24 protein-coding genes are annotated in these 22,135 nt (G+C 71.9%); 12 read left to right on the top strand and 12 right to left on the bottom strand.

Features of this window, described 5'->3' with window-relative positions; genetic code table 11:
- Window positions 1-32: 32 nt before the first annotated feature.
- On the bottom strand, window positions 33-1,298 hold the full coding sequence (locus ACWCPI_RS09970; RefSeq protein ID WP_451037651.1) for a cytochrome P450: 1,266 nt from the start codon (window positions 1,296-1,298) through the stop codon (window positions 33-35).
- A gap of 123 nt (window positions 1,299-1,421) precedes the next feature.
- Between ACWCPI_RS09970 and ACWCPI_RS09965 the strand changes: the two genes are divergently transcribed.
- Window positions 1,422-2,327, top strand: a complete 906-nt coding sequence (locus ACWCPI_RS09965) for an aldo/keto reductase (RefSeq protein WP_451037650.1) — start codon at window positions 1,422-1,424, stop codon at window positions 2,325-2,327.
- 106 nt (window positions 2,328-2,433) lie between these two features.
- On the opposite strand, the gene ACWCPI_RS09960 is transcribed toward ACWCPI_RS09965, so the two are convergent.
- Window positions 2,434-3,063, bottom strand: a complete 630-nt coding sequence (locus ACWCPI_RS09960) for a DUF4352 domain-containing protein (RefSeq protein WP_451037649.1) — start codon at window positions 3,061-3,063, stop codon at window positions 2,434-2,436.
- A gap of 255 nt (window positions 3,064-3,318) precedes the next feature.
- Entirely contained in the window at window positions 3,319-3,777 is a 459-nt protein-coding gene (locus ACWCPI_RS09955; RefSeq protein ID WP_451037648.1) for a pyridoxamine 5'-phosphate oxidase family protein, read from the bottom strand.
- 174 nt (window positions 3,778-3,951) lie between these two features.
- On the opposite strand from ACWCPI_RS09955, the gene ACWCPI_RS09950 reads away from it, so the two are divergent.
- Both ACWCPI_RS09950 and ACWCPI_RS09945 read left to right on the top strand, forming a co-directional pair.
- A complete protein-coding gene (locus tag ACWCPI_RS09950) occupies window positions 3,952-4,341 on the top strand; it encodes a VOC family protein (protein ID WP_451037647.1) in 390 nt (129 codons plus the stop codon).
- Between the two features lie 46 nt (window positions 4,342-4,387).
- Window positions 4,388-5,452, top strand: coding sequence for an adenosine deaminase (locus tag ACWCPI_RS09945; RefSeq protein ID WP_451037646.1), 1,065 nt, complete (start codon window positions 4,388-4,390; stop codon window positions 5,450-5,452).
- Here the strand turns inward: ACWCPI_RS09945 and ACWCPI_RS09940 are convergent.
- Complete coding sequence (locus ACWCPI_RS09940) at window positions 5,440-5,949, bottom strand: mycothiol transferase (RefSeq protein WP_451037645.1); 510 nt, start codon at window positions 5,947-5,949, stop codon at window positions 5,440-5,442. The two genes, ACWCPI_RS09945 and ACWCPI_RS09940, sit on opposite strands and share 13 nt — an antisense overlap.
- A 51-nt stretch (window positions 5,950-6,000) precedes the next feature.
- A complete protein-coding gene (locus tag ACWCPI_RS09935) occupies window positions 6,001-6,909 on the bottom strand; it encodes a LysR family transcriptional regulator (RefSeq protein WP_451037644.1) in 909 nt (302 codons plus the stop codon).
- Window positions 6,910-7,049: 140 nt separating this feature from the next.
- Between ACWCPI_RS09935 and mgrA the strand changes: the two genes are divergently transcribed.
- A complete protein-coding gene (mgrA, locus tag ACWCPI_RS09930; protein ID WP_451037643.1) occupies window positions 7,050-8,045 on the top strand; it encodes an L-glyceraldehyde 3-phosphate reductase in 996 nt (331 codons plus the stop codon).
- Here mgrA and ACWCPI_RS09925 read toward each other — a convergent pair.
- Window positions 8,035-8,322, bottom strand: coding sequence for a DUF1905 domain-containing protein (locus ACWCPI_RS09925; RefSeq protein ID WP_451037642.1), 288 nt, complete (start codon window positions 8,320-8,322; stop codon window positions 8,035-8,037). The two genes, mgrA and ACWCPI_RS09925, sit on opposite strands and share 11 nt — an antisense overlap.
- Before the next feature lie 428 nt (window positions 8,323-8,750).
- On the opposite strand from ACWCPI_RS09925, the gene ACWCPI_RS09920 reads away from it, so the two are divergent.
- The 4 genes from ACWCPI_RS09920 to ACWCPI_RS09905 all read left to right on the top strand — a co-directional run bounded on the left by ACWCPI_RS09920 (window position 8,751) and on the right by ACWCPI_RS09905 (window position 13,146).
- Window positions 8,751-9,161 carry a hypothetical protein gene (locus ACWCPI_RS09920; RefSeq protein ID WP_451037641.1) on the top strand — a complete coding sequence of 137 codons (411 nt, stop codon included), beginning with the start codon at window positions 8,751-8,753 and terminating at the stop codon, window positions 9,159-9,161.
- 71 nt (window positions 9,162-9,232) lie between these two features.
- On the top strand, window positions 9,233-11,578 hold the full coding sequence (locus tag ACWCPI_RS09915; protein WP_451037640.1) for an FHA domain-containing protein: 2,346 nt from the start codon (window positions 9,233-9,235) through the stop codon (window positions 11,576-11,578).
- A 10-nt stretch (window positions 11,579-11,588) separates the two neighbouring features.
- On the top strand, window positions 11,589-12,158 hold the full coding sequence (locus tag ACWCPI_RS09910; protein WP_451037639.1) for a hypothetical protein: 570 nt from the start codon (window positions 11,589-11,591) through the stop codon (window positions 12,156-12,158).
- Window positions 12,148-13,146 carry a serine/threonine-protein kinase gene (locus tag ACWCPI_RS09905; protein WP_451037638.1) on the top strand — a complete coding sequence of 333 codons (999 nt, stop codon included), beginning with the start codon at window positions 12,148-12,150 and terminating at the stop codon, window positions 13,144-13,146. Before ACWCPI_RS09910 ends, ACWCPI_RS09905 begins: the two co-directional genes overlap by 11 nt.
- A gap of 11 nt (window positions 13,147-13,157) precedes the next feature.
- Here the strand turns inward: ACWCPI_RS09905 and ACWCPI_RS09900 are convergent, their stop codons facing one another.
- Window positions 13,158-14,438 carry a streptophobe family protein gene (locus ACWCPI_RS09900; protein WP_451037917.1) on the bottom strand — a complete coding sequence of 427 codons (1,281 nt, stop codon included), beginning with the start codon at window positions 14,436-14,438 and terminating at the stop codon, window positions 13,158-13,160.
- Window positions 14,439-14,670: 232 nt separating this feature from the next.
- Here ACWCPI_RS09900 and ACWCPI_RS09895 point away from each other — a divergent pair, with 232 nt between their 5' ends.
- From ACWCPI_RS09895 to ACWCPI_RS09885, 3 genes are all read left to right on the top strand, one after another.
- Window positions 14,671-15,870 carry a DUF6777 domain-containing protein gene (locus ACWCPI_RS09895; protein ID WP_451037637.1) on the top strand — a complete coding sequence of 400 codons (1,200 nt, stop codon included), beginning with the start codon at window positions 14,671-14,673 and terminating at the stop codon, window positions 15,868-15,870.
- Between the two features lie 99 nt (window positions 15,871-15,969).
- Entirely contained in the window at window positions 15,970-16,425 is a 456-nt protein-coding gene (locus ACWCPI_RS09890) for an ATP-binding protein (RefSeq protein WP_451037636.1), read from the top strand.
- A 93-nt stretch (window positions 16,426-16,518) separates the two neighbouring features.
- On the top strand, window positions 16,519-17,001 hold the full coding sequence (locus ACWCPI_RS09885) for a helix-turn-helix domain-containing protein (protein ID WP_451037635.1): 483 nt from the start codon (window positions 16,519-16,521) through the stop codon (window positions 16,999-17,001).
- Between the two features lie 14 nt (window positions 17,002-17,015).
- On the opposite strand, the gene ACWCPI_RS09880 is transcribed toward ACWCPI_RS09885, so the two are convergent.
- From ACWCPI_RS09880 to ACWCPI_RS09870, 3 genes are all read right to left on the bottom strand, one after another.
- Window positions 17,016-17,618: a ClpP family protease gene (locus tag ACWCPI_RS09880; protein ID WP_451037634.1), complete on the bottom strand. Its 603-nt coding sequence runs from the start codon at window positions 17,616-17,618 to the stop codon at window positions 17,016-17,018.
- Entirely contained in the window at window positions 17,618-18,259 is a 642-nt protein-coding gene (locus ACWCPI_RS09875; protein ID WP_451037633.1) for an ATP-dependent Clp protease proteolytic subunit, read from the bottom strand. The genes ACWCPI_RS09880 and ACWCPI_RS09875 overlap by 1 nt, the downstream gene beginning before the upstream one ends.
- Window positions 18,260-18,346: 87 nt before the next feature.
- Entirely contained in the window at window positions 18,347-19,555 is a 1,209-nt protein-coding gene (locus ACWCPI_RS09870) for an epoxide hydrolase family protein (protein WP_451037632.1), read from the bottom strand.
- A 123-nt stretch (window positions 19,556-19,678) separates the two neighbouring features.
- On the opposite strand from ACWCPI_RS09870, the gene ACWCPI_RS09865 reads away from it, so the two are divergent.
- On the top strand, window positions 19,679-20,161 hold the full coding sequence (locus ACWCPI_RS09865) for a VOC family protein (RefSeq protein WP_451037631.1): 483 nt from the start codon (window positions 19,679-19,681) through the stop codon (window positions 20,159-20,161).
- A gap of 25 nt (window positions 20,162-20,186) precedes the next feature.
- Here the strand turns inward: ACWCPI_RS09865 and ACWCPI_RS09860 are convergent, their stop codons facing one another.
- Together ACWCPI_RS09860 and ACWCPI_RS09855 are read right to left on the bottom strand one after the other, a co-directional pair.
- Window positions 20,187-21,095, bottom strand: coding sequence for an SGNH hydrolase domain-containing protein (locus ACWCPI_RS09860; protein WP_451037630.1), 909 nt, complete (start codon window positions 21,093-21,095; stop codon window positions 20,187-20,189).
- Window positions 21,096-21,216: 121 nt separating this feature from the next.
- Entirely contained in the window at window positions 21,217-22,095 is an 879-nt protein-coding gene (locus ACWCPI_RS09855) for a geranyl diphosphate 2-C-methyltransferase (RefSeq protein WP_451037916.1), read from the bottom strand.
- Window positions 22,096-22,135 lie beyond the last annotated feature (40 nt).

The following is a 22,135-nucleotide window of genomic DNA, read 5'->3' as shown; positions in this document are numbered from 1 at the left end:
GGCGGCCCGCGCCGCCGCGGGCCGGGCTGGTCCTACGCCTGCTCCACCGCGACCCGCAAAGGCGCGCGGAAGGACAGCAGGCCCAGCATCGGAGTGCCCGCAGCCTTCGGCCCCGGCTGTATCCGCGGCAGGCGGCGGGCCGCGACCCGGAGCGCCACCGCCGCCTCCGTCCGCGCCAGCGAAGCGCCCGGGCAACGGTGCCGGCCGACGCCGAACGACAGGTGCTGCCGTACGTTGGCCCGCTGCGGGCACAGGCGCTCCGGGGAGGCGAACACGTCCGGGTCCGAGCCGCTGCCCAACAGCATCAGGAGCAGTTGCGCGCCCGCCGGCAGGTCCACCCCGCCCAGCTCCACCGGGCGCGCGGCGACTCGTCGCCACGAGGTCACCGGAGGCTCCCGCCGCAGTACCTCCTCCACCCATGCCTCGGCCAGGCCCTCGTCCCGCGAGACACGCGGCCACAGGCCGGGCTCGGCCAGTGCCCGGCTGAGGACGGTGGCGATGAGCTGGCCGGTGGTGGACTGCCCGGCGATGAAGACGAAGAAGCACACGCCCACCGCGGTGGGCACATCGAGTGGCCTGCCGTCGGGCAGGCGGTGCTCGGCCAGGGCGCCGAGGAAGGAGTCGCGCGAGGCGGTGCCGCCGGTCACCGTACGGGTCAGCCACTGGTGGAACTCGCCCACCAGTTCTGCCAGCTCCAGCTGACGCGACGGCGAGGGCCGGCCCCAGAACAGCTCCAGCGAGGCGTCGCTCCAGCGGATCAGGGTGGCGCAGGAGACGCCGTCGATGCCCAGCAGCTCCATCAGCACCCGGCACGGCAGGACCTGGGCGAAGGACGGGAAGAGGTCGTGGCCGCCCTCGGTGTCGATCCGCTGTGCCGCGGAGGTCAGCAACTCGTCGGCGATGCGCTCGATGACCGGTACGGCGGCGGCGACCCGCCGGGCGTTGAAGAACCGGGTGACCAGCCGGCGCAGTCCGGGATGGCTGGGAGTGCCGTTGTCGGCCAGCGCCGGTGGCATCCTGAAGCCCGCACGGGCGAGCACCCGCAGCACGCCGACCGGCAGCGGAGTGACGGCGTGCTGGGCGTTGTCCGGATGGAAGGCGTCCGGGTCGAGCAGCACCCGGCGGATGTCCTCGTACCGGCTGATCAACCACAGCCCGGTACCGGGATCGTGATGGACCGGCGCCTCGGCCCGCAGCGCGGCCAGCCAGGGGTACGGATCACGCACGAAGCCGTCGCCGAACAGGTCGAGCAGCCCGAGCGGATCGCCCGCGGATGCCCTCTGAGCTGGGGAAGTCACGCGCCGGACGCTAACACGTGACCCTTCGGCTACCTCCGGTAAGTGCGCGGCATCACGCGCGGGCCCCCCGCAGCTGCACACCGTGGGCGCGGCCTCTTTCCCGCGCCGTGTCAGACTCCGGCGATGACCACCGAAACGATCACCGCGGACGCCGCGGGCACCTGGAACCTGGGCGACCTCTCCGTCCGCCGCCTCGGCCTCGGCGCGATGCGCCTGACGGGCAGTGCAGCCTTCCACCACGGCACTCCGAGCGACCGGGAGCGCTCGACGGCCGTGCTGCGCAAGGCGATCGAGCTCGGCGTCGACCACATCGACACGGCGGCCTTCTACTTCTCCGCCCTCCGTTCCGCCAACGAACTCATCAACAGCGTGCTGGCGCCCTACCCGGACGACCTGGTCATCGCCACGAAGGTCGGCCCGTACCGCGACTACTCCGGCGAGTGGGGCACCTCGGCCCGGCCCGACGAACTGCGCGGACACGTCGAGGAGAACCTGCGCCAGCTCGGCCGCGACCACCTCGACGTCGTCTATCTGCGCCGCATGCGCCAGGACTCGATCGCCGAGCACTTCGGCGCGCTCGCCGAACTCCGCGAGGCCGGCCTGATCCGGCACCTCGGGATCTCCGCCGTGGAACCCCGGCATCTGGCGGAGGCACAGGCCATCGCTCCCGTGGTCTGCGTACAGAACCGGTACGCGGTCGACCGTCCCGACCCCCTGGACGACGAGGTCCTGCGCATCTGCGCGGAGCAGGGCATCGCGTTCGTCCCCTTCTACGCCGTGGCCGGCGCGGCCGGCGCGGAGGGCGCGACCACCGCGCACGACGAGGAGGTCCTCGCGGTCGCGCGGGCGCACGGCGCGAGCCCCACCCAGGTGCGGATCGCCTGGACGCTGCACCAGGGCCCGCACGTCCTCGCCATACCCGGCACCGGTAACGCCGGTCACCTGGTCGAGAACGTGGCCGCGGGTGCTCTGCGCCTCACCGGCGAGGAGCTGTCCCGGCTCGACGCGGCACGTCGGCGCGCCGGCTGAGGGGAGGGCTCAGAGCCCGACCATCGACGGACGGGGAGCCGTTCGGAGGCCGGCGGGCTCGCTCCACGCCCAGCGGACGCGAAGGCGGGAGCGAGTCCGGCGGCGTTCAGGACTCCGGCAGGTTCACCGAGAACACCGGTCCCTCCGCGTCCGGATCCTCCGACCCGTTGTAGCTCACGGTCCCGCCCTCGTCGCCGACGTCGAGGAGCAGGAACCCCGTGCGGGACTGACCCGGCTTGTACGTCGTGTCGAGTCGGCGCCCGTCGCCTTCGCCGTCCGGCGTCGAGGCGGCCTGAGCGGCCGTGCCGGTGTCCTCCCACTCCATCCGGCCGTACGTCCTGATCTCCGCAGGAGCGTCGCCGATGTTCTTGAGCGTCAGGGTCAGCTTGACGTACTGACCGTTCTCCGGCTCCTTCGGCGTGCCGGCCTCTTCCGCCGTCAGGTACCGCGCGTCGACGACCTCGACGGACATCTTCGACGTGACCTTGTACGTCGTGCCGTCCTCGTCCGTCACGCCGGTTGCGAACTCGCCTGTCTCCCCGACCTCCAGGACGGGGCCAGGACGCGGCGAGGACGCCGACCCGGACGGCTCGACGGTCGCCCTGCCCGGCGCTTCAGCCGTCGGTTCCCGCGTCGAGGCGGACTCCCCGGAGTCGCTCTGCGACGAACACCCCGCCAGCAGAACGGCGGACATGGCGACGGCCGGCACGACGGCACGGCGAACACAGGCGCGCATGGCGCAATCCCCCCATGACTCGGTGGCCCTCCCTGGCCACCTGGAGGTGCAAGCGTAAGGCACGGCCGCAGCACGGCACGGGGCGGTGGTTCCCCTCGCAACTCCCGTACGAGAGGCGGCTGTCCGGCACCTCGGTGCCGAACGGTGCACGGCCGCAGCACGGGCATGTGGCGGCGTCCGCCGGTGGTTCCCCTCGCAACTCCCGCACATCAGGCGGCTGTCCGGCACCTCGGTGCCGAACGGTGCACGCCCGCCTCAGACCACCCAGGCCCCGTCCCGCATGAGGAACCGGCCGGGCATCTCGTGCTCCCCGTTCCGGGCCTGCACCGTGCGCGGTCGCACCTGGAAGTACACGTACCGGGCGGCGTCCGCCCGGGGATCCCATCCCGTCTTGGCCAGGAACGCCTCCGCGGCCGCCGGCGGTACCTCGTCGGCGGTGTACATCCGCGCGGCCCCGTCGACGAGCACGACGTCCAGGGTGTCCCCGAGCGCGAGCCGGGCCCGTCCTCCGGCACTCAGGTTGCGGCCGGTCGGGGTGCCCGGCCGGGTCGCCAGCCACACACACTCGCCGTCCCACAGGAACCAGAGCGGGACCAGGCACGGCACTCCGTCGGCGCCCGCCGTGGCCACCCAGACGTCCATCTCCTTCTCCAGCCGGGCAAGGAGGTCGTGCTTGCGCTGTGCGGGGGCCCGGGGCGGCTCGGTGATCTTCATGGCCGGGACGGTACCGGGGGAGGGGGAGGCGCGGATCGGGCTCGGGTCCCGGCTCGGGTCGGGCCTCGGTCCTACGCCCCCGGCATCGGACGGAGGTCTTCTCTCCTGGTGACTGGCGCCTGCGAGGTTTTACGTATAACCTCTCCCGTCAATCGCACCTCCCGGAAGGCTCCGATGAGACGCATCGCCCTGGTCACCCTCGTCGTCGACGACTACGACGAGGCGATCCGCTTTTACACCGAAGCCCTCGGCTTCCGGCTCATCGAGGACACCCCGCGCCCGGACGGCTCCCGCTGGGTCGTCGTGGCCGCCGACGACCACCAGGGCAGCGCGCTGCTGCTGGCCCGGGCCAAGGGTGACGAGCAGCGCACCCGGGTCGGCGACCAGACCGGCGGGCGGGTCGGGTTCTTCCTGCACACCGACGACTTCGCCCGCGACCGCGCCCGCATGGTCGCCGCGGGTGTGACCTTCCTGGAGGAGCCCCGCCACGAGCCGTACGGCTCGGTCGCCGTCTTCCAGGACCTGTACGGCAACCGCTGGGACCTGCTCCAGCCCGCCGGCTGACCTTCTCCGCCGCTTCGAACCGCCCCGCTCGACGAAAGAACACACCATGACTGCTACGCGCGTAGACGAAGAGCTGATCCGCCGCCTCCCCAAGGCCGTCCTGCACGACCACCTCGACGGTGGCCTGCGCCCCGCCACCGTCGTGGAACTCGCGGAAGCGGTCGGCCACACCCTGCCCACCACCGACCCGGACGAGCTCGCCGCCTGGTACTTCGAGGCCGCGAACTCGGGTGACCTGGTCCGCTACATCGCCACGTTCGAGCACACCCTCGCCGTGATGCAGACCCGCGAGGGCCTGCTGCGCACCGCCGAGGAGTACGTCCTGGACCTCGCGGCCGACGGTGTCGTCTACGGCGAGGTGCGTTACGCCCCCGAGCTGAACACCAGGGGCGGGCTGACGATGAGCGAGGTCGTGGAGACCGTCCAGGAGGGCCTCGCCGCGGGGATGGCCAAGGCGGCCGCAGCCGGGACGCCCGTGCGCGTCGGCACCCTGCTGTGCGGCATGCGGATGTTCGACCGGGTGCGCGAGGCCGCCGACCTGGCCGTCGCCTTCCGGGACGCCGGCGTCGTCGGCTTCGACATCGCCGGCGCCGAGGACGGCTTCCCGCCCGCCGACCACCTCGACGCCTTCGAGCACCTGCGCCGCGAGAGCGTGCCGTTCACCATCCACGCCGGTGAGGCGCACGGCCTGCCCAGCATCCACCAGGCCCTGCAGGTGTGCGGCGCCCAGCGCATAGGCCACGGCGTGCGGATCACCGAGGACATCGTGGACGGCAAGCTCGGCCGCCTGGCCGGCTGGGTGCGCGACCGCCGTGTCGCGCTGGAGATGTGCCCCACGTCCAACCTCCAGACCGGCGCCGCCACCTCGATCGCCGAGCACCCGATCACCGCGCTGAAGGACCTCGGCTTCCGCGTCACCCTCAACACCGACAACCGCCTGGTGTCGGGTACCACGATGACCCGGGAGATGGCGCTGCTGGTCGAGCAGGCGGGCTGGACCGTCGAGGACCTGCGTACGGTCACCGTGAACGCCCTGAAGAGCGCGTTCATCCCCTTCGACGAGCGCAAGGCCCTCATCGAGGAGGTCGTGCTCCCGGGCTACGCGCTCTGAAGCAGCCCGCGCACGTAAGCGGCCTGTCCGACGTGCTGGAGATCGTCGGACAGGACGCTGACGAGCCGGACGCCCAGGGTGACCGGCGGGTCCCAGCGCTCGTCCACGATGCGCTCCAGATCCTTGGCGGCCAGCTCGCGCAGGGCGCCGAGGGTCTGGGCGTGCACGGCGTCGTAGTAGCCGGTCAGCAGGTCGCCGGAGTCGACCCGCACCTTGGCGACCTTCGCGGCGGTGTGGCCGTAGCCGGTGTCGTGGCGCGGCAGGTCCAGTCCGAAGGTCTTCTGGAAGTCCTGCGTCAGCCACACCTGGTCGAGTTCGAAGGCGTCGGCGATGTGGTCGTCCTGGATGCGGGTGAGGTGCCAGACCAGCCAGGCGATGGAGTTGGCGTCGGGGGAGGGGCGGGCGATGAGGTCGTCCGGGCCGAGGCCCTCGACGGCGGCCTGGACTTCTTCCTGGATGCGGTTGTACCCGTCGATGAGGATGTCCTTGGCATGCATGCCTCCACCATCGCGCAAAGCCGTCCGCCACGCGCCTGCTGGGCCCGCACGTCACACGCCCTCTGAACGGTCCGCCTCCCGCCCCGGGGCCAGCAGGGCCATCAGGGCCCGGGCCGCCGGGCTCGTCGCCGGTGCCGGGGGCAGCAGCGCCACCGTCTCGTAGACGGTCTCGCCGGTGCCCTTCACGGGCAGCGCGGTCAGTGACCGCCGCTTGTGCCGGAAGTGGCGCGGGACGACCGCGATGCCGAGGTTCTCGTCCACCAGGTCCAGGAGGCTGTGCACGTCGTTCACCTCCAGGGCGACCGACCTGCGGACCCCCGCGGCGGCGAACGCGGCGTCGGTCGTGCGGCGCGGCCCCCAGTCCGGGTGGAAGTCGACGAAGACCTCGTTGCCCAGCTCCTCGGGGGTGACGGCGGCGCCGGCGGCGGCGAGCCGGTGGCTCGGGTGGCACAGGACGGTCATCGGCTCACCGGCCAGTGGTACGGCCCGCAGCTGGTCGGTGTCCTCCTCGGCCGTGCGCACCACGAAGGCCAGGTCCAGGCGCCCGGCCGCGACCTCCTGCGTGAGCGCGCCCGCGCCCGCCTGGCGCAGGCAGATCTCCACGTCCGGATGCTGCCGCCGGAAGGCCGCAAGCAGCCCCGCCACATGCACACCGGCGATGCACTGCTCGGACCCGAGCGCCAGCATCCCGCGCAGTACGCCCTGCACCGCGGCCACCGCTTCATGGGCCGCCCTGACCTGTGCCAGGATGCGCTCCGCCTCGCCCAGCAGGGCCCGCCCGGCCGGAGTGAGGGTCACCCGGCGCGTCGTCCGTACGAACAGCGGGGTCTGCAACTCGCGCTCCAGCGCCCGGATCGAGGCCGACAGACCCGACTGGGACACCATCAGGCGTTCTGCCGCCCGGGTGAAGTGCTGGTCCTCGGCGACCGCCACGAAGTGCTGCAGATGGCGCAGTTCCATGATTTAGCAGCGTAGTCGCTCAATCTCATCTGATTTACCTGTTGGACCACTGCCCGCAGGTCACGACAGAGTGGAGGCGACCGTACCGCCGGTTCCGCGGAACCGTCACTCGTGTACCTGCCAACCCCTCTGGAGTCGCGTTGTACACCGCACACCCCGACCGCTACGCGGAGATGCCCTACCGGCGCACCGGACGCAGCGGCCTCAAGCTCCCCGCGCTGTCCCTCGGACTGTGGCACAACTTCGGCCCCGCGGACCGCTCGGTCGAGCACCAGCGAGCCATCCTGCGCCGCGCCTTCGATCTCGGTGTGACCCACTTCGACCTGGCCAACAACTACGGCCCGCCGCCCGGGGCCGCAGAGTCCGCCCTCGGGCGGTTCCTGCAGTCGGACTTCGCCGCGTACCGCGACGAGCTGGTCATCTCCACCAAGGCCGGCTACCTGATGTGGCCCGGTCCGTACGGCGAGTGGGGCTCGCGCAAGTACCTGCTGTCCTCGCTGGACCAGAGCCTGCAGCGGATGGGCCTGGACTACGTCGACATCTTCTACTCGCACCGCCCGGACCCCGACACTCCGCTGGAGGAGACGATGGGCGCCCTGCACTCGGCGGTGCAGCAGGGCAAGGCGCTGTACGTCGGTGTCTCCAACTACTCGGCCGAGCAGACCCGCGAGGCCGCCCGCATCCTCGGCGAGCTGGGCACCCCGCTGCTGATCCACCAGCCGCGCTACTCGATGCTCGACCGCCGCCCCGAGGACGAGGGTCTGCTGGACGCCCTGGACGAGCTGCAGGTCGGTTCCATCGTGTTCTCCCCGCTGGAGCAGGGCCTGCTCACCGGCCGCTACCTCGACGGCATCCCGGAGGACTCGCGGGCCGCGAGCGACAGCCCGTTCCTGAACTCGGACGCGCTGACCGAGGACCTGGTGGCCAAGCTGCGCGCGCTCGACGACATCGCCAAGTCCCGGGGGCAGTCCCTGGCCCAGCTGGCCCTCGCCTGGGTGCTGCGCGGCGGCCGGGTGACCTCGGCGCTGGTCGGCGCGAGCAGCGCGCGGCAGATCGAGGACAGTGTTGCCGCGATCGGCAACCTGGACTTCGACGAGGAGGAGCTGACCCGCATCGACGCGGTGATCAAGGGCTGATCCGTTCCGTGAGGCGGACGGTGACCCGGTCGCCCTCCTGCTTCCCGATGGCCTTGCGGACCTCGGCCCTGACGGGGAGCTTGTGGGTGCCGTCCCCGAGGGCCATGAACGAACTCCGGAACGGATGTCCGTCGATCGTCCCGCGGATCCTGACCAGACCGCGGGTGCCGAAGAAGTCGACGGACTCCGGCCAGACCACATAGGTCCAGCCGCCTTTGTTCGGGCTCTTACGCAGGGTCGCGGTGAATTCCGCGTCCAGTGTCCCGGCGGTGGTCATGGTGTCCTCCCGTCGCGGCGGTCCTTGCGGCTTCACGGGTGTGGACCGCCGCGCGACCCGGAACTCATCGCTCAAGTCACGGCGGGTGCCCGGTGCGGCCGTGGGGCGGTGGCGATCCGTCCCTCGGCGGTCCAGATGATCCCGACGGATCCGGCCACCGGCGCGGCCTCTTGCCCGCGGGGTGCCCGTCGCCGCTCCGGCACGTCACGCACCGGGTTTGATGTGTACCCGCCGTATTTCGGCCAGCACCGGCTGTGAATATGCCAGGAGACTGGCCGGAAAGTCGTGGTGACAGTGTTTCAGTACTGAACATACTCGTCTACGCGGGCGCTTCACTCGGGGCGACGGCGCCCTCACCCACCGCTCATGAGCCGCACGGAAAGCGAGGCGCACGCCGGCAAGGCGAACGGCAACACGGGGGAGGCAGCGTGCACGACGAATTCCTGTGTCATGTCACCGCATACGGAGTCTGCGGCGGCCGGCGCATCGGGGTGCCCCTGGGGACCTACCGAGCGCCCACCTTGGCCCTCGCCCTGTGGTGGCTGCGCGACCGGGCGTCCTGGATGGCCGAGCGATTGGACCCGAGGCCCGAGGCCGAGCACTTCCCGCCGGGCGCGCTCGTCCCGGTCACCGCCACCGTGCCCGACGTTCCGGCGGTGCTGCGCGCGTGGTGCGGTGACCCCGAGCGACAGGACCTGGTCGCGGACGAGTTGGCGGCCGGACGGCTGGTGCGGATCGCCGTGAGCGACGACACCACCGAGTACGAACTGCTCGCCGAGTCGGTGGACGCACTGCGCATGCAGAGGACCCTCCCGGCACTGGTCGTGCCGGTCGCCTGAGCCGCCTCCTGCGGGGCCCCCGCACCCGGAACAGGCAGGCACATACAGGGACAGATCGATAGAATCCTCGCATGGCGGAGCGGCCGGTCGCACCGACTGCGCCCGTACTGGTCCTGGAGACCGAGTCGGGCTCCACCGTGATGACCCCGGGCCGTGACTACCGCGTGGGACGCGACCCGCTCAGCGACATCGTCATCGACGACGCCCGGGTCTCCTGGCACCACGCGGTACTGCGCCCCGGGGCCGACCACTGGACCCTGGAGGACGAGAACAGCACGAACGGCACCTACACCGACGGCCACCGCGTCCACGAGTGGGACGTCGGCCCCGGCACCGTGATCCGCTTCGGCAACCCTTCCGACGGCCCCCGGGCCGTGCTGCTGGACCGCCCCGACCCGGCGTCCGCACCGGAACGCCCCTCGGTGGTCTCCCTGCCCGGACGCACCGGCACCTTCCGGCAGCCCACCAACATCCGCCCCCTGCCCACCCGGACCGTCCGCATCGGCCGCGCCGCCGACAACGACCTCGTCATCGACGACCTGGTCGTCTCTCGCCGCCACGCCGAGCTGCGGGCCCTGCCCGACGGGACGTACGAGATCGCCGACCTCGGCAGCCACAACGGCACCTATCTCAACGGCGGCCGCGTCACCCGCGCCCTCGTCGGTCCCGGCGACGTCGTGGGCATCGGCCACTCCGCGTTCTGCCTGGTCGGGGACGAGCTGCAGGAGTACGTCGACACCGGCGAGATCTCCCTCGAAGTGCAGGACCTCACGGTCGCCGTCGACCACGGCCGCAGAACCCTGCTCGACCACGTCTCCTTCCCGGTGGGGGAGAAGTGCCTGCTCGCCGTGGTCGGCCCCAGCGGCGCCGGGAAGTCCACGCTCCTGAACGCCCTCACCGGCCAGCGTCCCGCGGACCACGGCACGGTCCTCTACGACGGCCGCGACCTCTACCGCGACTACGCAGAACTGCGCCAGCGCATCGGCCTCGTCCCGCAGGACGACATCCTGCACGCCCAACTCACCGTCCGCGACGCCCTGTCCTACGCAGCCGAGCTGCGCTTCCCCCAGGACACCGCCAAGGCCGAACGCCGGGCCAGGGTCGACGAGGTCATCCGCGAGCTGGGCCTGGAGCAGCGCGCCGGGCAGCGGGTGCACAGCCTGTCCGGCGGGCAGCGCAAGCGCGTCAGCGTCGCCCTGGAGCTGCTGACCAAGCCGTCCCTGCTGTTCCTGGACGAGCCGACCTCCGGCCTCGACCCCGGCATGGACCGCTCGGTGATGCAGATGCTGCGCGGCCTCGCCGACGACGGCCGTACCGTCATCGTCGTCACGCACAGCGTGCTCAGCCTCGACATGTGCGACCGGCTCCTGGTCCTCGCGCCCGGCGGCCGCATCGCCTACTACGGCCCGCCCCAGGAGGCGTTGCCCTTCTTCGGGTCCGCGCACTGGCCGGAGGCCTTCGACGCCTTCGAACGCGACCAGGAGCGGGACTGGGCGGGCGACTACCGGGCCTCGCCCCACCACCGCCGATACATCGCCGACGCCGCCGCCCAGCCCCTGCAGCAGCGCTCCGGCCCGGTCGTCATCACCAGGCCGCCCCGGCCACGCAGCCGCAGTGCCCAGCTCGGCACCCTGATCCGCCGCTACGCCGGTGCGCTCGGCGCCGACCGCACGTTCCTCGCCATCATGGTCGCCCTGCCGTTCGTGATGGGCGCCATGGCCCGCGCCCTGGCGGGCAGCAGGCTGACCCAGGAGACGGCGATGAACGCCCTGCTGATCCTGTGCGTCGGCGGCGTCCTGACGGGCGCGGCGAACGCCGTACGGGAACTGGTCAAGGAGCGTGTCATCTACCAGCGCGAACGCGCCGTCGGCCTGTCCAGATCGGCGTACCTGTTGTCCAAGGTGGTGGTGCTGGGGACGATCACCGTGCTGCAGGCGGTCGTCCTGACCCTGGTGGCCCTGCTCGGCGTCGATCTCAACGCCCCCGGAGGCGACGGCGTGTTGATGCCGCCCCTGGTCGAAATCACCGTGGCCGTGGCCCTGCTGGCCTTCACCGCGATGATGCTCGGCCTCGTAGTCTCCGCCCTGGTGAGCAAGGAGGAGGTGACGATGCCGCTGCTGGTGCTGCTCGCCATCGTCCAGGTCGTCTTCTGCGGCGCCCTGCTCAAGCTCGACGGCGTCCCCGGCCTGGAACAGCTGTCCTGGCTGGTGCCCTCGCGATGGGCGCTCGGTGCGATGGCCGGCACCCTTGAGCTGTCCCGGATCGTGCCCGGCGACCTGACCGGTGATCCGCTGTTCGAGCACTCGGCCGGTGTGTGGCTGTTCAACGTGGCGATGCTCGTGGTGCTCTGCGCGGCCTTCGGCTTCGTCGTCTCCCGGCTGCTGCGCCGGCACGAACCCGTCGTGATGCGGAAGTAGGAGCGCGCCCATGACCTCCCCCGGCTTCCGGCCCACCCACGTCGTCCCCCAGCACGGCATGCCCGCCTGGGAGGCGCCCGACCCCGCCCGCCCGACCCTGCCCCTCGACGCGTTCCTGCCGGTCCAGCTCGTCGAACGACGCGGTGACTGGGGACTCGTCCTGTGCGCCAACGGTTGGTCGGCCTGGGTCGACGGCCGCTTCCTGGTCGCCGTACCCCAGGACCCGCCCACCGCCGACGCCAGTCCGCTCGCCCGCACGGCCGACCCGCGCCCGCTGCTCGCCGGGGCCGAGCGGGTTCTGGCGGGCTACCGCCTGGCGGTCGAGGACCTGGCGGCCGGTGCCCTGGACGGCGAGTCGTTCCGGGCGCGCACCTCGGGCCTGCGGATCGGGGTGGTCGTCGACGGGGAGTCGATGTGGCTGTACGACGCCGAGCGCGCGCGGTGGGTGTACGCCGACGGCACCCGCGTGAGCACCTACGCCGCGGACGACGGGCCCAGCGCCACCGCCGAGTCCGGCCCTGCACCGACCGCCGGGCACGGCCACGCCCCGACCCAGGTCGTCACGCCCGATGGCCCGTGACACGAGCCTCTTCTCGGGCCGGCCCTCCGAGCTGATCGGCCGGCAGGTCGCCGGTTACCGCATCGAGCAGGAGATCGGCCGGGGTGGCATGGCCGTCGTCTACCGCGCCCGGGACCTGCGTCTGGACCGCAGCGTCGCGCTCAAGCTCCTCGCCCCCGAACTCGCCCGCAACGACACCTTCCGCCGCCGTTTCACCCACGAGTCCAGGGCGGCCGCCGCCATCGACCATCCGCACATCGTGCCGGTCTTCGAGGCGGGGGAGACGGACGGTGTCCTGTACATCGCCATGCGCCACGTCTCCGGCGCCGACCTGCGCCACCTCCTCGACCGCCAGGGACCGTTGCCGTTCCCGACGGCCCTGCGCATCGCCGCGCAGGTCGCCTCCGCCCTCGACGCGGCGCATGAGCACGGGCTGGTCCACCGGGATGTGAAACCCGGCAACATCCTCGTCGCGCGCGGCACCGACAGCGACCACCCCGAGCACGTCTACCTCACCGACTTCGGCCTGACGAAGAAGTCGCTGTCCCTGACCGGCTTCACGACCGTCGGCCAGTTCGTCGGCACCCTCGACTACGTGGCCCCCGAGCAGATCTCCGGCAAACCGGTCGACGCGCGCTGCGACGTCTACGGCTTCGCGTGCGTGGTCTACGAGTGCCTGGCGGGCCACCCGCCGTTCCGCCGCGACGACGACATGGCTCTGCTGTGGGCCCACCAGTACTCCGAACCGCCGCTCCTTACCGAGGCGCGCCCGGACCTTCCCGCGCCCGTCGACACCGTGTTCACCAGGGCGATGGCCAAGAACCCCGAGGACCGCCACGACTCCTGCCTGGCCTTCGTCGCCGACCTGCGCGCCGCCGGGGCCGGTGGTGCGGGCGCCGGGCACCCGCCGACGCAGGTGGACCTGGCAGGCGTGGGGTTGCCGGCTAAGTCCGACAAGGACGCGCCGAAGTCCCCGCCCCGCTGGGCCGAGCCGGTCTTCCTGCGCTGATCCCCGACCACTCACCTGGGCCCGCGCGCGGCCACCTCGCCCCGATGCCGCGCCCGTCGCGCCAGGAGCCCGCCGAGAAACCCGGCCACCAGCCCCCACAGCAGCGCCAGTCCGACCGCGCCCCACACCTCGGCCCGCAGGAACAGCTCCCCGCCCAGATCCCCGCCGAGGTCGCCGATGCCCAGCACCGACAGCCCGTAGTGAGCCGAGATGCGGCCGACGAGGCAGATCATCAGCACCGTGAGCGCGAGGGCGACCGCCAGGTGCACGGCGTGCTGCCAGGGGCGGATGCGGGCCGGTGACCGCCGCGCCATCACGAACGCGGCGGCCGACAGCAGGACCGCGTCGACGACGAGCAGCCACCACACTCTGCCGTCGTGCTCGGCGAGCGTGCCCAGATTGAGCTCGGCGACCTCCCGGCCGCGCAGCACCTCGTCGAGCACCTGCGGCATCGGCAGCCCGAACGGGCCGTCCACCCGTCCGTTCCAGGTCGCGCCGAGGCCGATCGTGAGGGCGAGCCACACCAGGTTCGGCAGGCCCAGCAGGATCACCGCGAGGGTCTCGGCCGCGTGGCCGCGCGTCGCCGCGACCACCAGCGCGATGACGACGCCCAGCACCACCCAGGCGAGCAGCAGCGCCACCATGGCGTACGCGGCGGGCCGCACCGACTCCTGGAAGCGCAGCAGCCGACCCGGCAGCGGGGCCCCACGAGAGACCAGCAGCGCCAGCATCAGCACGCCGGCGAGCCACAGCAGCCCGAAGAACAAGGTCGCCGGCACATCGGTGGTGAAGCCGACCCGCGGTGAGATACCGAACAGGTCACCGAGGTCGCCGAGGGCGTCCTCCCCGAAGTCGCTCAGGGACAGGGAGAAGGTCTGGCGGGCGGCGAAGGACAACGCCGTCAGCGCGACCAGCCACAGGACGGCGATCCGGGCGGCCCAGCCGGCCAGCTCCCCGGCACCGGCGACCGCCCGGTGCCGCAGCGGCCGCAGGAAGCCGCCGGCCAGGACGAGGGCACCGACGAGCGTGACGGACAGCGGGATCACGGTCAGCCCGACGTCCGACTCGGCCAGTTCCCCGGCGTTGCCCGAGAGTTCGACCGCGCCGCCGACCGCCGTGACGACGGTCGCCGCGACGACCCGCGCAAAGGCGTTGTCAGGGAGGTCCGCGGCACCCGCCGCCCACAGCCCGAGCGCGGCCACCACCCCCATCACCACCAGCGCGGCCAGCACCGCGCCGACGGCCTGCACCCAGCCGTGACGGGCCACGGCCGGACGGGAGGGGGGCGGCATGCTCACCCTGCCCACGCTAAGCAGCGCCCCGGTGGCGCGCCCGCCGGGTGGTCCGTCCGCGTCGGCTTGCGGGAGGTACGGAACCTGGGCACAGAATGGGATCAAGCGCCTCGAAGCGACAAAAGTACAAAGCCTCAAGTGGCCAAGTCGCCAAGTCGGCAGTCAGTCGTCAGTCGTCAGTCGTCAGTCGTGGATCAGCGTCGCAGGAACCCCGCGTCGGGAAGAAGGCCTCGTGAGCGTCGAACCTCCGTCGTCGGGCCGCCCCACAGGCCCGCCCTCGGGCCCCCTGTCCGGCCCCTCCCAGCCGCCTTCCGGCCCGCCCTCGCAGCCGCCGGGCGGCGGCGGAGCGGGGGCCCACGGTCCCGGGCCCCACCGTCCCTGGTGGCGGTCCGTGCCGCGGCTCGTCGCGATCACCGCGGTGGTGGTGGCCGCGGTGATCGTCGCCGTCGTCCTGTCGCGCGGCGGCGGCGGTGGCAGCACGGCCGCCGCCGGCGAGGTCTTCCTCCAGGCCGCGGGCAAGACCGGCCCCGACCCCTACACCGAGTCCACCGCGACGGACAGCTCCGCTCCGCCCGTCACCCCGTCCCCCGCCGATGAGTCGGCGCCCTCGAACGCCGTACGCGGGGTCGACGGCGGTGCGCCCGGCCTGTACGGCGGCAGCCGCAAGGTCGCCGCCTGCGACGTGGAGAAGCAGATCGACTACCTCGAAGCGGCCCCCGACAAGAACCGGGCGTTCGCGTCGGTCGCCCGCGTCGACGCCGACGACGTCCCCTCCTACCTGCGCTCGCTCACCCCCGTGCAACTGCGCATGGACACCCGCGTCACCAACCACGGCTACCGCGACGGGGCCGCCACCGAGTACCAGGCCGTCCTGCAGACCGGCACGGCGGTCATGGTCGACGACCGGGGCGTGCCCCGGGTGCGCTGCGCCTGCGGCAACCCCTTGACGCCGCCGGTCGCCCAGCAGGGCACGCTGCGGCGGACAGGTGACTCCTGGCCGTCGTACAGCTCCTCGAACGTCGTGGTGGTCTCTCCGTCGACGACGGTCGTCAAGGTCTTCGTCATCTACGACCACGAGCGCAAGGAATGGATCGCCCGCGAGCGCGGAGACGACGGCCGCAAGGACAAGAAGACCCACCCGCCGGTGAAGCCCTCCCCGTCGGTGAGCGTGTCGACGTCGAAGCCGCCCACCTCTCCGTCCACCTGCGTCTCGCTGCCCGACGGTGCCCCTTCGCCCTGCCCGTCGAAGCCGACCGCCCCGTCCTCGCCCACACCGAGCCCCGAGACGTCGACCACACAGCCCCCGACGACGCAGTCCACGACGGTGCCGGAATCGCCCGAGACGTCTCCCTCCGAACCGTCGGACACGGACACCACCACCACGTCACAATCGGAGTCGACCGTGAGCGCGCCGGAGTCGCCGGCGCTGTGACGCACGGCGCTGCCTGCGAGGGGACTGCGGCGCTGTGCGCTGGGTACGAGGACAGATGCAGCAGCGTCCGGCCAGGTCCGGCTTCCGAGAGAGACATGCATGATCGAGCACGTGGGCGGGGCAGTGATTCCGACTGGTTTCGACGTGCCCGTGGAACCGCTTCGGCGGGCGGCGCACTACAGCGGCGAGCCAGGATGCATCGCCGAGGCGCGGTCCTTCGCCGCGCTCTTCCTGGGCAGGCTCAGGACCGAGTGGTGCGCCGCGATCGACGAAACCACCCAGGACAAGGTGCTCCTGGTGGTCAGCGAGCTGGTCACCAACGCCGACCGGCACAGCAACGGCCCCTACATCCTGGACATGGAGGGCACGGACGACGCGGTGACGGTCTGCGTGTACGACAGCAGCTCCGCCCTGCCCCGTCGCTTCCCCAAGGACCCCGAACGGGTCGGACGGCACGGTCTGGAGATCGTGCACGCCCTGGCGGCGGAGGTCTCCGTGGAGCGGGTCCCGGTCGGCAAGCGCGTGCGTGCGGTGCTGCGACTGAGCACCGGGTGACGGACCCGGCCGTCCCGCAGGCCGAGCCGGGATTTCCCCCAGGGCGCAATCCCGACCCCTTCCCCCGGCGTCCCTGACTTCTAGTCTGGTCGGGTGAGCGAACAAGCGACGAACGAAGCCCGCGTCATTCCCCTGCGCGCACCGGGCGCCCGCCCGACGGCCCCGCGCCCGGGAGCGACCCGCCCGGCGTCCGAACGCCCCGCCGCCGCGCCCCCCACCGCCATGCCCGCGGCCCGCCCTGGGCCAGGTTCCCCGGCCCCCACCCCCAAAGAGCCCCTGTGGCGCGACCTGATCGGCGACATCCTGCGCCGCGAGCGCCTCGCGCAGGAGCGTACGCTCAAGGATGTGGCCGACGCCGCCCGCATCTCCATGCCGTACCTCTCGGAGGTCGAGCGCGGCCGCAAGGAGGCCTCCTCGGAGGTCCTCGCGGCCGCCGCACAGGCCCTCGGTCTCGGCCTCGGTGATCTGCTGTCGCTGGCGCAGGGCGAACTGGTCCGGCTCGCCGGCCGCCGCGCGGCGACCGGCAGTCGCGGCAGGGCCGGTTCGCCGTACGACGGGCTGTGCCTGGCCGCCTGACCGCGACCGGCGCCTCAGACCTCCATGAGGCGCCGGCTCAGCACCTCGTCCGCGAGGCCGTACGCCACGGCCTCCTCGGCCGTGAACACCTTGTCGCGGTCCATGTCCGCCCGCAGCGTCGCGACATCGTGGTGCGTGTGCCGAGCCAGCACCTCCTCGACCTGAGAGCGGATCCGGACCATCTCCTGGGCCTGCAGGGCGAGGTCGGAGATCATGCCCCGGCTGCCACCGGAGGCGGGCTGGCCGAGCAGCACGCGCGCGTGCTCCAGCACGAACCGCCGTCCCGGGTCCCCGCCGGCCAGCAGCACGGCCGCCGTGGACGCCGCCTGTCCGACGCAGCACGTCGAGATCGGCGCCTTCACGTAGGACATCGTGTCGTAGATCGCCATCAGTGAAGTGAACGAGCCGCCGGGCGAGTTGATGTAGATCGAGATCTCGCTCTCCGGGGCCGACGACTCCAGATGAAGCAGTTGCGCGATGACGACGTTGGCGACGCCGTCGTCGATCTCGGTGCCCAGGAAGATGATCTGCTCGTTGAGCAGCCGGCTGAACACGTCGTACGACCGCTCGCCCCCCGACGTGCGCTCGACCACGTTCGGAATCGTGTACGTCCCCATCACTGCAGCCCCATCCTGCGTCGCGACGTGGCCGGGCGGACGTCCGTCAAGGACTCCACGATCCGGTCCACCATGCCGTACTCCCTGGCCTCCTCGGCCGTGAACCAGCGGTCCCGGTCACCGTCCCGGGAGATGGTCTGCGGGGTCTGGCCGGTGTGCTCCGCCGTGATCCGCTCGATCGTCCGCTTGGTGAACTCCAGGTTCTCCGCCTGGATCTCGATGTCCGCGGTGGTGCCGCCGATGCCCGCCGACGGCTGGTGCATCATGATCCGCGCGTTCGGCAGCGCGAACCGCTTGCCCCGCGTGCCGACGCTCAGCAGGAACTGGCCCATGCTCGCGGCGAAGCCCATGGCGAGCGTCGCGACGTCGTTCGGGATCAGCCGCATCGTGTCGTAGATGGCCAGGCCCGCGTGCACGGAACCGCCCGGGCTGTTGATGTACAGGCTGATGTCGGTGCGCGGGTCCTCCGCCGACAGCAGCAGCAACTGGGCGCAGACCCGGTTGGCGGAGGCCTCGGTGACCTCGGTGCCGAGGAGGATGATGCGCTGACCGAGCAGTTGGGCGGCGAGATGGTCGTCGAACCGCGTGGGCGGCGCGTCGCCCTCCTCGGCCCGGGGCGCGAACGCGGAAAGTGGAGTCATCGGATCTCCTCGTCGTGGTGGGGATGCCGTCGACTCCACTGTCGATGGAGGGCGCCCGCGAAGGCCGCTTTCTATGCCCGTGGCAGATCAGCTGAGGGCAGAGCCCGTGCGCAACTCCCGGAAGAAGGCACGCACATCACCCACGAGCAGGTCCGGCTCCTCCATCGCCGCGAAGTGCCCGCCGCGGTCGAACTCCGTCCACCGCACGAGGTTCTCGGTCCGCTCCGCCTTGTGCCGCAGCGGGATCTGCAGTTCGGCCGGGAAGAGGGCGAGCGCGGTCGGCGCGGAGGACGGCTCGGCGGGCCTGGCGGCCCGGCCTTCGGTGTGCGCCCGTTCGTAGTAGATGCGGGCGGAGGAACCGGCGGTCCCGGTGAGCCAGTAGAGCATCACGTTGGTCAGCATCCGGTCGCGGTCGATCGCCTCCTCGGGAAGGTCCTTCGAGTCCGTCCACTCCCTGAACTTCTCGACGATCCAGGCGAGTTGACCGACCGGCGAGTCCGTGAGCGCGTAGGCCAGGGTCTGCGGCCGGGTGGCCTGCACGTGGTAGTAGCCGATGCCGTCGCGCGACCACGCCGCCCAGCGGCGCCAGGAGGCGAGCGCCCGCTCCCGCTCCTCGGGGCCCAGTGCCGCAAGCTCCTCGGGTGTCGGTTCGGTCGCCGCCTGGGCACCCGGCAGCAGGTTCAGGTGCACACCGATCACCCGGTCCGGGTGGGCCCGGCCGAGCTCACGGGAGATCGCCGCGCCCCAGTCGCCGCCCTGCGCTCCGAACCGGGCGTAACCGAGCCGGCGCATCAGCTCGGCCCACGCGTCGGCGACCCGGCCCGCCTCCCAGCCGGGTTCCGTCGTCGGCCCGGACAGCCCGAACCCCGGAATGCTCGGCACCACGACATGGAAGGCGTCCGCCGGGTCGCCGCCGTGCGCGGCCGGGTCGGTCAGCGGCCCCACGACGTCGAGGAACTCCACGATCGACCCGGGCCAGCCGTGCGTGATGATCAGCGCGGTGGCGTCCGGTTCGGGGGAGCGGACATGGGCGAAGTGGACGTTCGCCCCGTCGATGGTGGTGGTGAACTGCGGCCACTCGTTGAGCCGGGCCTCGGCCGCGCGCCAGTCGTAGGTGTGCCGCCAGTGCCGTACGAGGTCGCGCAGATAGTCGGTGGGCACGCCGTAGGCCCATCCCGTACCCGGGATCTCGTCGGGCCAGCGGGCGCGGTCGAGGCGGTCGTGGAGATCGTCCAGGTCGCGCTGGGGGATGTCGAGGCGGAAGGGCCGGATGCTGTCCGAGGGCGATGACGTCATGCCGAGAGGGTAGTTCGAGTGGGTGTATCCGCCACCTGAATCGGTCGGCGGCCTCAGCGATGAGTTTCGCCGCGCGCGTCGGTCGACACAGATGACAGCGCACCCACGCTCCAGGAGGCCCTCATGGCAAGCGATGGATTCACCACGTGTCTCTGGTTCGACGGACAGGCCGAGGAGGCGGCCCATTTCTACGTCTCGGTCTTCAAGAACTCCAGCGTCGGCAAGGTCGCGCGCTATCCCGAGGGAGCGCTTCAGCCCGCGGGCGGTGTCATGACCGTCGAGTTCACGGCCAACGGCCACAGGTTCCTCGCACTCAACGGCGGCCCGCAGTTCAAGTTCACCGAGGCGGTCTCCTTCATGATCTTCTGCGAGGACCAGGAGGAGATCGACTACTACTGGACCAAGCTCACCGAGAACGGCGGCGAGCCGGGGCCGTGCGGCTGGCTCAAGGACCGGTTCGGTGTGTCCTGGCAGGTCGTCCCGGACCGGCTCGACGAGATGGTCACCGACCCGGACCCGGCGAAGGCTGCCCGCGTGACGCAGGCGTTCATGGCGATGAGCAAGTTCGACATCGCCGCCCTGGAGAAGGCGTACGCGGGCGAGTGATCCGCTCCAGCGACGGCCCGTGCCCCTACACGTTCTGGCGGACCACCCGGGTGATCTCCTGGGCGATCCGCAGGATCCCGGGGGAGCGGACCGGGCAGGGCTTCGGTTTCGACGTCGTGGGCGCCAGACAGAAGTGCAGGTAGTCGTCGTCGCGGTGCAGGGCCGTGCGGTCGCGGCCCGGCTGGGTGCAGTACCCGGCGTGCTCGCGTTCGTACGCCGTGCACGGCAGGTACTGGACCCAGGAGTAGCGGGCCCCGGCCGCACTCACGGCCTTGCCCGCGTCGGCGACCAGGTCGCCCGCCGCGGCGGCCTGCTCGTCGTACAGGGCGTTGACGCGCCGGACCCGGTCGGCAGTGATGGGGTCCGGGCCCTGCAGCACCCAGACGATCCGGGCGTCCCCCGCCGCCGCGATCTGGTCGGCGAGCCGCCTCATGTCGGCCGCGTACCGGTCGAAGTACCTCCGGGGCGAGGCGTCATGGGTGATGCCGTCCATGCACGGCGTGTAGCCCCAGGCGTTCCCCCAGAACTGCAGCACCACGAAGTCCGGCCGCAGCCGGCGCACCAGCGCGGCCGCCTTGTCCGCGGCCGGCACGAGCGACCGCTCGCCCGTACCCTCCAGGTAGTCGCACAGCGTGGTCCCCGAGTACGGGGCACTGATGTACCGCGCGCGCACCGCGCGGCGCAGTTCCCGGCCCACGACCTCCTGTGCCTCCATCGCGAGCGAGTCGCCCAGATACAGCACGGTCGGCGCCTCCCCGGGGGCGCTCGGGGCCGTCCCCGCGGCGCTCGGTGAGGCAGGCGCCCGCTGCTGCGTCGTGGCCGACGCCCGAGGTGCCTGCGGCGGCGGCGCGGTCTCGGGCCCGGACGCCGGATCCCCGCAGGCGCCGAGCAGCACGGCGGCCAGCACCATTCCCACCCACCACGGCTTCCGCATACGGCAACTCCCGCCCCGGGCCCCGAAAACGGTTCCCCAGGCAAGCACAGCCGGACCGCGGGCGGAAGACCCGCGTCGGCCACGGAGCGCCCCGTGGCCGACGACGTACCCGGGGCCGGGCTCAGACGCGGTCCGCCGCGATCAGCAGATACTGGAAGCTGCCGTTGCGGTACGCGTTCAGGAAGGTGTCCTCGATGCCCGTCACCAGGTGGTCCGCCTCGCGGCGCAACTCCCAGTAGGGGATGGCCGCCTCGGTCAGGTCCTGCACATGGACCGGGACGAGCCGGTTGCGGGCCATGGCCCGGAAGTACGCCGAGCGCGGATGGATGTCGCAGATGTAGTGGGCGTTGATCAGGGACACCTCGCGGGAGGCCCGCCCGTAGGTGTCGTTGTAGCAGCCGGTGATGGTGACGTAGCGGCCGCCGCGGCGCAGCAGCCGGGCGTGCTCGGCGAACTGCAGGTCGAGTTCGACGTACATGGTGGACTCGTTGTTCCACGAGGCCGCGAACGCCCCGGTCGGCAGACCGGTGTCGAGCATGTTGCGGCAGTGGTAGCGCACGCGGTCGTCGATGCCGCGCTTGCGGGCCTGTTCGGTGGCGAACTCGGCCTGCTTGGCCGAGATGGTGACCCCGTCGGCCTCGCAGCCGTAGCGCAGATGCGCCACGACGCTGCCGCCCCCGCGTCCGCACCCGGCGTCGAACACCCGGTCGTTCGGCGTGAGCGGTCCAAGCCGGTCGGCGAGCAGCTCGGCCTGCGCGTGTTCCAGTCGGTGCAGTTCGGCGGTGACGCGTTCCCGGCGGCGGGCGGGGTCGGGTTCACCGAGCACGGAGCGGTCGGCGTCGCCGATGCCGTAGTGGTGGTGGTACAGGTCGTCGATCTTTCCGAGTTCGAGGTTGACCGGGTTCTCCTCGGCGTTCCAGTAGTCCGCGACGCGGGTCTGGTACGAGGACTGGGACGGCACCGGGGCGGTGGTGGTGCCGGCTTCGGGGGCGATGGTCAACGGTGACTCCTCGTGCTGGTTGCGGTGACGCTCAGTCATT

It is taken from the genome of Streptomyces sp. NPDC001920, from assembly GCF_053594495.1.
This window is presented reverse-complemented; position numbering and strand designations above follow the sequence as displayed.

Excerpts from the sequence above, each read along its gene's own strand:
- ACWCPI_RS09965 (WP_451037650.1), top strand. The coding sequence starts at position 1,422 with ATGACCACCGAAACGATCACCGCGGACGCCGCGGGCACCTGGAACCTG.
- ACWCPI_RS09960 (WP_451037649.1), bottom strand. The coding sequence starts at position 3,063 with ATGCGCGCCTGTGTTCGCCGTGCCGTCGTGCCGGCCGTCGCCATGTCC.
- ACWCPI_RS09955 (WP_451037648.1), bottom strand. The coding sequence starts at position 3,777 with ATGAAGATCACCGAGCCGCCCCGGGCCCCCGCACAGCGCAAGCACGAC.
- ACWCPI_RS09950 (WP_451037647.1), top strand. The coding sequence starts at position 3,952 with ATGAGACGCATCGCCCTGGTCACCCTCGTCGTCGACGACTACGACGAG.
- ACWCPI_RS09945 (WP_451037646.1), top strand. The coding sequence starts at position 4,388 with ATGACTGCTACGCGCGTAGACGAAGAGCTGATCCGCCGCCTCCCCAAG.
- ACWCPI_RS09940 (WP_451037645.1), bottom strand. The coding sequence starts at position 5,949 with ATGCATGCCAAGGACATCCTCATCGACGGGTACAACCGCATCCAGGAA.
- ACWCPI_RS09935 (WP_451037644.1), bottom strand. The coding sequence starts at position 6,909 with ATGGAACTGCGCCATCTGCAGCACTTCGTGGCGGTCGCCGAGGACCAG.
- ACWCPI_RS09925 (WP_451037642.1), bottom strand. The coding sequence starts at position 8,322 with ATGACCACCGCCGGGACACTGGACGCGGAATTCACCGCGACCCTGCGT.
- ACWCPI_RS09915 (WP_451037640.1), top strand. The coding sequence starts at position 9,233 with ATGGCGGAGCGGCCGGTCGCACCGACTGCGCCCGTACTGGTCCTGGAG.
- ACWCPI_RS09910 (WP_451037639.1), top strand. The coding sequence starts at position 11,589 with ATGACCTCCCCCGGCTTCCGGCCCACCCACGTCGTCCCCCAGCACGGC.
- ACWCPI_RS09905 (WP_451037638.1), top strand. The coding sequence starts at position 12,148 with ATGGCCCGTGACACGAGCCTCTTCTCGGGCCGGCCCTCCGAGCTGATC.
- ACWCPI_RS09900 (WP_451037917.1), bottom strand. The coding sequence starts at position 14,438 with ATGCCGCCCCCCTCCCGTCCGGCCGTGGCCCGTCACGGCTGGGTGCAG.
- ACWCPI_RS09890 (WP_451037636.1), top strand. The coding sequence starts at position 15,970 with ATGATCGAGCACGTGGGCGGGGCAGTGATTCCGACTGGTTTCGACGTG.
- ACWCPI_RS09880 (WP_451037634.1), bottom strand. The coding sequence starts at position 17,618 with ATGGGGACGTACACGATTCCGAACGTGGTCGAGCGCACGTCGGGGGGC.
- ACWCPI_RS09875 (WP_451037633.1), bottom strand. The coding sequence starts at position 18,259 with ATGACTCCACTTTCCGCGTTCGCGCCCCGGGCCGAGGAGGGCGACGCG.
- ACWCPI_RS09870 (WP_451037632.1), bottom strand. The coding sequence starts at position 19,555 with ATGACGTCATCGCCCTCGGACAGCATCCGGCCCTTCCGCCTCGACATC.
- ACWCPI_RS09865 (WP_451037631.1), top strand. The coding sequence starts at position 19,679 with ATGGCAAGCGATGGATTCACCACGTGTCTCTGGTTCGACGGACAGGCC.
- ACWCPI_RS09860 (WP_451037630.1), bottom strand. The coding sequence starts at position 21,095 with ATGCGGAAGCCGTGGTGGGTGGGAATGGTGCTGGCCGCCGTGCTGCTC.